Origin of the sequence: Kitasatospora sp. NPDC057512 (assembly GCF_042802135.1) — a bacterium.
GTDB lineage: Bacteria > Actinomycetota > Actinomycetes > Streptomycetales > Streptomycetaceae > Kitasatospora.
On sequence record NZ_JBHVET010000452.1, the window covers coordinates 1 to 7,115 of the forward strand.

Sequence of the window (7,115 nt, forward strand, 5' to 3'; positions counted from 1 at the left end):
GTAGTTCAGCAGCAGCGACCGCTTCGCGTCGAAGCGGCAACCGGACATCATCCAGTTGCAGTTGGTGCACTTCGCCCGGTCGATGGCGGCCGGGACGGGGTTGGCGGTGCGCCCCGCGTGGTCGCAGGCGGCGGCGAACAGGCCGCCCGCGTAGGTGACGTCGTTCCAGTCCTGCCGGGTGATCGGCAGCGCCTCGGCCACCCGGTCGTACCAGGGGTCGAGGGTGTCCCTGGTGATGGCCGCCGGCCACATCCGGCGGCCGATGCCGCCGCGGCGCTCGAAGGCGAACCGGGGCGCGCGCGGCATCGCGGCGAAGTACACCACGCTGCCGCCGCCGACGCAGTTCCCGCCGAGCAGGCTCATGCCGTCGCCGACCACGAAGTCGAAGATGCGGGTGTACGAGGACCCGAGCAGGAAGTCGTGCTCGAAGTCGGGCGCCTCCAGCCACGGGCCGCGCTCCAGCACGGTGACCCGCGCGCCGCCGGCCGCCAGGTGGTAGGCGGCGATGGCGCCGCCGAAGCCGCTGCCCACGATCAGGACGTCGGTGCTCTCGGTGCTCGTCATGCGGGGCTCCCTGTGGACGTGGTGCCCGGGTGGGGGTCGGCCAGCTGCCGCCGGTACGAGAAGTCGGGGAACCGCCACAGGCCGTCGGCGTCCGGGTCCATGAACCCCATCGCGGTGAGGCCGGGGTGGCCCGCCGCGATCGCGTCCGCGGTGTGCAGGTGGGCGGCGGTGTCGTAGGCCATGTTGCTGAACAGCGCCAGCAGGACCCACAGTTCGCGCTCCGGGTGGTCCGGGCCGGTCAGCGTCCGCACCAGGCCGGTCCGGTCCGCGAACGGGAGGGCGACGAACGGCGGCACCGCGTCGTCGAGCGGCCGGCCGTGCTCCTCCGCGTAGGCGCGGGCGTGGCGGTTGAGCGCCTGCTCGTAGTCGTCCAGGGCGTTCGTCAGCCCGGTCGCGGGCGTCTCCAGCAGTTCGATGGCGCCTGCCTGCACCGCGCCGCCTCCGGTCGAGGCGCCGGCCACCGACCGGTCCTCGGGGGAGCGCTTCTCCCCCGGGACGATCGTGTCCGCGAACGCCTCGAGCGTCATGGTGCGGTAATCCTGCTGATCTGGGATACGCGAGCCCACCGGCATCTCCTCAGGTGGTCGTCGAAAAAACGGGCCCGACGCACCGGCCGACCCCGATTCGCATACGCGACTTTGGCATCGTCCGGGCAATACCTCCACCTCCGCATCTCCCGCGTTGCTGAGGAGCGTTGATCGGCTTCGGCGGCGGCAACCCGGGGGCCGTGCGACGGCGGTGACCCGCGCAGGCACCACCGCCCAGCGCGGGTCGGCAGTGGTGCGCACCCGATCCCGATCGTTCCGGCAATCGCCCTTGACAATCGAGTTCAAACATACGAACCCCCCCGGCATCCCAACTTTCAGACATGCCAACGGAATGTGCCAACGCGCCATTGCACTTGTCATGCACCAACTGATAGCGTCGTCTCTCGTTATGGCGGCGGCCCCCTTTCGTCCTCCCCTTTCCGGCGGAGGGCGCCTTCGCATGCCATGGCCTCTCTGACCGCCGGCCCGGAAACCACGGCCGCGACTTTCGTACCCGACCATCGCACGGGCGGAATTTCTGTTCATTCGCATGTACAGCAGAGAACCTGGAGTCGATCATGAAATCTGCCATCGAGCAAGCCGTGACCCGGGCCATCGAGACCATGCACGAGAACATCGGCGAGCTGCTGACCATAGACGATATGGCGCAGGCGGCCATGTACAGCAAATTCCATTTCTCCCGTGAGTTCCAACGGATGACCGGGGTCTCGCCACGGCGATTCCTCTCCGCCATACGCCTGGAGACCGCGAAACGCCTCCTCATCGAGACGACGTTCACGGTGACGGAGATCAGCCACCGGGTCGGGTACAACAGCGTCGGCACCTTCAGCTCCCGGTTCACCAGCAGCGTCGGCGCCTCCCCCACGATGTTCCGTCAGCTCCGGGGCTTCACCCCCCGGATCGAGGTCGACTTACACGGCCGGGGCCGCGGCACGGAACTCTCGACGTTCCGGGGCGAGATCCGGGCCTCGGTCGCGGGGGACCTCGGCCGGGTGTTCGTCGGACTCTTCCCGACCCGGATCCCGGAGGGACGGCCGGCCGCCTGTTGCGTCCTCCCCCGCCCCGGGGCCTTCCTCCTCGACCGGGTGCCGAGCGGCACCTGGTACCTGCTGGCGCATTCCGTCCCCGTCTCCTTCGACGAGGTGCTGACCGGCGACGGCGAGGTCTCGGTGGGATCGGTCGGACCGATCGAGGTCCGGCCGGACGTGCCACTGCTGCCGATGGAACTGCGGCTGCGCCCGATCCGGGCCCTGGACCCACCGGTCCTGCTGGCGCTGTTGGACGTGCGGTCGACGGCGTTCAACGAGCTGTCCCAGGTCGCCGAGGCCCCCCGGGCCGACAGCGCCTGAGCCGGCGCCGGCCCCGGCCCCGGCCCCGGCAGGACGGGACAGGACACCGAAGATCCCCCCGCAGAGGTCCTCTGCGGGGGGATCCGGGCCGCGACGGAGGGTGCGCCTCAGCCCGCCGGGTGCACGGTCATCGGCAGGCCGCCGGCCACCCGCAGCGACAGCATCGGCTCGGGCGTCACCCGGTGGCCGGGCACCTTGGCCAGCCGGAGGTCCCGGGCCACCAGGGCGATCGTGAAGACGGCCTCCAGCAGCCCGAGGTGGTTGCCGACGCAGAACCGCGGCCCCGCCCCGAACGGGATGTAGGCGTAGCGCGGCCGGTCCGTGGCCCGCTCCGGGTCGAAGCGCTCCGGGTCGAACTGCTCGGGCGCGTCCCAGAAGCGGGGGTGGCGGTGCAGGGTGTACGGGCAGATCAGGACATCGGCGCCGGCCGGCACGTGGTAGCCGCCCACCTCGTCGTCCGCCTGCGCCTGCCGCGGGAGGATCCACACCGGCGGGTAGAGCCGCATGACCTCCTCCACCACCCTGGAGGTGTACCGGAGGCGGTGCAGGTCCTCGAACTCGGGCAGCCGGTCGCCGAGCACCTCGACGGCCTCGGCCCGCAGCCGCTCCCGCACCTCGGGGTGCCGGTCGATCAGGTGGAAGGTCCAGCCGAGGGTGCTCGCCGTGGTCTCGTGACCGGCGAGCAGCAGGGTGACCAGTTCGTCGCGCATCCGCTGCCGGCCGACCCGTGGGTCGGGCTCCTCCCGGGTGGCCGTGATCAGCCGGGACAGCGCGTCGTCGCCCGTGCTCCGCCCGCCGTCGCGGGCGGTCCGGTCCGCGACCAGCCGGTCGACCACCCGCTGCAGGTCCTGCCGGGCCCGCCGGAAGCGCCGCTGCCTGGCGAGCGGCACCCAGGCGGGCACCGCGCCCATGGTGACCATGTCGAACATCGCCTGGTCCTGCACGGCCTCGAAGTCGTGGCCGACCGCCTCGAAGGCGCCGAGGTCGACGTCCAGCAGCGTGCGGCCGAGCACCCCGAGGGTCAGCGCCGTCACCTCGTGGACCACGTCGACGGGCCCGCCGCCCTCGTGCGCCCGCAGCCGGCCGACCAGCTTGGCCGCCTCCTCCGCGACGGCCCCGGCCTGCCGGACGATCCGCTTGTGCTGGAAGGCGGGCTGGATCTGCCGGCGCTGCTTGCGCCAGAGCTCGTCCTCGCTGGTCAACAGGCCGTTGCCGAGGGCGCGTCGGGCCTGCACCAGGCCGATCCCCTTGTGGTAGTTGGCCGCGTTGTCCGCGAGCACGTGCTTGGCGTGTTCGGGGTGGTTGAAGAAGTAGAGCGTCTTGGGGCCGATGGAGATCCGGACCGCGTCGCCGTACTCCCGCGCCGCGGAGCGCATCAGCTCCAGCCGGTCCCCCACCAGCCTGCGCAGCAGGACCGGGGCGGCCCGCCGCGGCGGGCCGGGCGGCACCCGGCGGCTCGCGGGCACGGCTAGCACCCCCCGTCGTTCGCCAGGCGGTCGCCGACAGCCCGGCGCCACACCTCGTACGCGGGCAGCGCGCCCGGCACCGGCCCGGCCGGCCGGACGTCCCGGGTGACCCTGGCGGCCTCCTCCGGCGCCGTGCCGCAGAGGACCCGGGTGGCCAGTTCCGTGTGCGGGACCAGCAGACCGGCCCGCAGCCGGGCCTCGGCCGCGAACGCGCTGCCCTGCGCGACCATGGCCCGGTGCGGGCCGGCCCGGTCCCGGAACGCCCGCAGCTCCGCCTCGTCCGCGCCCCCGGCGTAGGTGGCCGCCAGCCCGGCGCCGCTGTAGAGGTCGGACCACCGGGACTCCGGGAACTTCTCGATCATCGTCGCGACCAGGTCCGCATCGGTGCCGCCGACGAACCACAGGGCCCGGCCGATGCCCTGGTCGATCGCGCGGCCCGCGTACGACGGCGTGTCATGAGCCGGCCAGGGGAAGGCCGGCTCGCGGTACTGCTCGTGGACGTACCGGGCGGTACGGAAGTACGCCTGGTGGAACCCGTACCCGTCGAGCACGAGCCAGCGCAGCAGCGGGTCGAGCCCGTCGACGTCCGGCCAGCGGAACCTCGGCAGCCGGGCCATCGCCCAGCCGATCCCGACGTAGACCATGTAGACGTGGTCCGCGCCCCGCCCGGCGAGGAAGCGCCCCACCGAGCCGCGGCCGCCCAGCGGCAGCCCGTCGAGCATGGCGAAGCCCATGCCGGCGCCCTCGTAGGCGAAACCGCGGAACGGGGCCGGGACGCCCTCCAGGCGGAGCTCCGCCGCCGCCGGGTCCCGGGCCTCCATCGCGTACGCGTAGCCCTCCAGGAACCGCCCGCCGACCGACTCCAGCAGGTGCTGGGCGTCCGGTGACTTCCGGTGGAAGCCGCGCTTCTCCAGTAGGGTCTCCGAGGTGCTCGGGGTGAGAACGCGTCGTCGGAGCGTTCGCCATGCACTGGGCACGCCATTCTCCTCTCAGGTCTTCCTCACGTCGGTGCGCTGCCACGCGGATGCTTCCCGGCCGGCTCCGGCGGGGCTTCTCCGCACCTGCTCAGTTCGCCGGGGCCGCCGCGGGCGGCCGGGGCCCGTCCGGGTGCCCGGCGGCACGGAAGTGCGTCCGCACGTTGGCCCGCCACAGCTCGTACGCCGGCGGGCCGCCGGCGGCGGTGGCGCCCGGGGCGCGGCCGTCCGCGGCGGGCTCGTCCACCGCGCAGTCGTCGGCCAGCTTCGCGGCCTCGTCGAACGACAGGCCGGTCAGGGCCGTGGCGGCGGCCTCGCAGTGCGCGGGCACGAAGCCCGCGTACGCGCGCGCCTTCGCGGCGAACACCGACCCCTGGGCGAGCTCCGCCCGGTGCTCCCCCGCCTCCCCGCGCAGTGCGGCCAGGCCGTCCGCCGTGGCGCCGCCGGCGAAGGTCGCGGCCAGTCCCACCCCGCTCCACAGGTCGGCCCGCCGGTCGGCGCGGAACCTCCGCACCGCGACGGCCACCTGCTCCGGCACCCCGCCGTGGATGAACCACAGCGCCCGCCCGATGCCCTGGTCGACCGCCCGCCCGAAGTACTCCGGCGCGCCCTGCCACGGGTACGGCTTCACCGCGCGCTGCTCGTCCACCCAGCGCCGGGTGCCGAAGTAGGCGAGGTCGAAGCCGTACCCGTCGACCGCCAGCCAGCTCATCGTCGGGTGGTACGGCGTCCCGGCCAGGTCCGGCAGCACCTTGCGCCACAGCGGCCGCGGCAGGCGCGCCATGGCGAAGCCGATGCCGATGTACGCCAGGAAGATGTGCGGCTGCCCCGGCCCGGCCAGCAGGTCGCGGGTGCGGCTGCCCCGGCCCGTCGCGTCCAGGACGGTGAAGGCCATCGTGGCGCCCTCGTACGCGAATCCGCGCTGCTCCGGGTCGACCAGGCGCAGCCGGCGCTCGACCTCCCACTGGCCGCGGGCGTCGATGCCCCACTCGAAGCCGCAGACCACCGCCTGGGGCACCGCCTCCAGGCGTTCGGTGGCGGCCGTGGGGGTCACCGGGAAGCCCCGTCCGGCGAAGGCCACCGAGGCCAGTGACGGTGTCAGCACCAGTCGGCGCAGTGATCCGAAGGTCGTCGGCACGATCCCTCCCAGCCCAGCGTCCTGAATGACGGCGCCTCCATGTTCCGGGGGCGGCGGGGGCGGCCGCATCTCCGCGGTTGCGTTCTTCCGGCCGGATGACCGTCGCTACCCGAACTCCCTTTCACGAAGCGGCCTTTCCCCACCTGAGCTTTCCTCGTCCCGGCCGTCGAAACGCCTCGGAAACGGCGCCCGGGAGTGCCGCGGACCGTGTTGTCGAAATCCCCGGCGACGCGGTGGAATGGGGCCGTGCGGGACCGGCTCCCCGGCGCCGTCGGGTCCGTTCCCCGTCCAGGCCGTCGCATCGAAGGAGTGCGCGCATGAGCACGCGTCACCAGCAGGACGAGGCCCCGCCCGAGCCGCTCTGGGACCGGGCGCCCGACTGCGTGGCCTACCGCCGGTCCCGGCGGAACATCACCGAACTGCTGCTCGCCGCCCGACCCGGGGCGGCCGGCGTCCCCGTCCCCGCCTGCCCCGGGTGGACCGTCCTGGACCTGGTCGGCCACCTGGTCGAGGTCTGCCGGACGGTGGCCGCCGACGTGCCCGGCAACCTGTGGGAGGTGCCGCACGCCGGGTCCGGCACCGGCCTCGCCGGCCTGCTCGAGGAGTGGTCGCGGCTGGACGGCCCGGTGGAGCGGGTGCTCTCGGACGCGCCGCAGCTGCGGCACACCATGATGATGATGGACGCGTTCACCCACGAGCTCGACCTGCGCGGCGCGCTCCGGGCCCCGGTGGTCGCGGACCAGCCGTCGTACCCCTCGGCCCTGGACCTGGTCGTCCGGGGCTTCGCCAACTCGGTGCGCTCCCACGGGCTTCCGGCGCTGCGCATCCGGACGGCGGGCGCCGAGTGGCAGGCCGGTGACGGCGAGCCGGCCGCCGTCCTCCACGGGCACCGCCACGACCTCCTCCGTTCGCTCACCGGCCGGCGGACGCCCGGGCAGATCTCCGGACTGGCCTGGAGCGCCGCGCCGGACGCCTGGCTGCCCGCGTTCACCTGGGGGCCGTTCCGGCCGCCGGAGCGGCCCGTGGAGGCCGCCGTCGCCGGGCGGTAGCGCCCGGACCGCGGAACGGCTCCGTGG

7 protein-coding genes are annotated in these 7,115 nt (G+C 73.7%); 2 read left to right on the plus strand and 5 right to left on the minus strand.

The window, feature by feature from the left end; translation table 11 throughout:
- Both ACFU6K_RS25870 and ACFU6K_RS25875 read right to left on the minus strand, forming a co-directional pair.
- On the minus strand, positions 1–564 hold a 564-nt coding region (locus tag ACFU6K_RS25870), incomplete at its 3' end, for an FAD-dependent oxidoreductase (RefSeq protein ID WP_380666843.1).
- Complete coding sequence (locus ACFU6K_RS25875; RefSeq protein ID WP_380666845.1) at positions 561–1,091, minus strand: DUF5987 family protein; 531 nt, start codon at positions 1,089–1,091, stop codon at positions 561–563. The genes ACFU6K_RS25870 and ACFU6K_RS25875, both read right to left, overlap by 4 nt.
- A gap of 578 nt (positions 1,092–1,669) precedes the next feature.
- Between ACFU6K_RS25875 and ACFU6K_RS25880 the strand changes: the two genes are divergently transcribed.
- Positions 1,670–2,461, plus strand: coding sequence for a helix-turn-helix transcriptional regulator (locus ACFU6K_RS25880; protein WP_380666847.1), 792 nt, complete (start codon positions 1,670–1,672; stop codon positions 2,459–2,461).
- Positions 2,462–2,568: 107 nt separating this feature from the next.
- Here the strand turns inward: ACFU6K_RS25880 and ACFU6K_RS25885 are convergent, their stop codons facing one another.
- The 3 genes from ACFU6K_RS25885 to ACFU6K_RS25895 form a co-directional block, all read right to left on the minus strand.
- Positions 2,569–3,927 carry a cytochrome P450 gene (locus tag ACFU6K_RS25885; RefSeq protein ID WP_380666848.1) on the minus strand — a complete coding sequence of 453 codons (1,359 nt, stop codon included), beginning with the start codon at positions 3,925–3,927 and terminating at the stop codon, positions 2,569–2,571.
- A gap of 2 nt (positions 3,928–3,929) precedes the next feature.
- On the minus strand, positions 3,930–4,904 hold the full coding sequence (locus ACFU6K_RS25890) for a DUF1702 family protein (RefSeq protein ID WP_380666850.1): 975 nt from the start codon (positions 4,902–4,904) through the stop codon (positions 3,930–3,932).
- A gap of 88 nt (positions 4,905–4,992) precedes the next feature.
- Complete coding sequence (locus ACFU6K_RS25895) at positions 4,993–6,039, minus strand: DUF1702 family protein (protein ID WP_380666851.1); 1,047 nt, start codon at positions 6,037–6,039, stop codon at positions 4,993–4,995.
- A gap of 317 nt (positions 6,040–6,356) precedes the next feature.
- Between ACFU6K_RS25895 and ACFU6K_RS25900 the strand changes: the two genes are divergently transcribed.
- The gene (locus ACFU6K_RS25900; RefSeq protein WP_380666853.1) at positions 6,357–7,088 is read left to right on the plus strand and encodes a maleylpyruvate isomerase family mycothiol-dependent enzyme; all 732 of its coding nucleotides are present in this window, start codon (positions 6,357–6,359) and stop codon (positions 7,086–7,088) included.
- The last annotated feature ends 27 nt before the right edge of the window (positions 7,089–7,115 follow it).

What these genes read in the sequence shown, in the direction of transcription:
- ACFU6K_RS25875 (WP_380666845.1), bottom strand. Translation starts at nt 1,091, where the DNA reads ATGACGCTCGAGGCGTTCGCGGACACGATCGTCCCGGGGGAGAAGCGC.
- ACFU6K_RS25880 (WP_380666847.1), top strand. Translation starts at nt 1,670, where the DNA reads ATGAAATCTGCCATCGAGCAAGCCGTGACCCGGGCCATCGAGACCATG.
- ACFU6K_RS25900 (WP_380666853.1), top strand. Translation starts at nt 6,357, where the DNA reads ATGAGCACGCGTCACCAGCAGGACGAGGCCCCGCCCGAGCCGCTCTGG.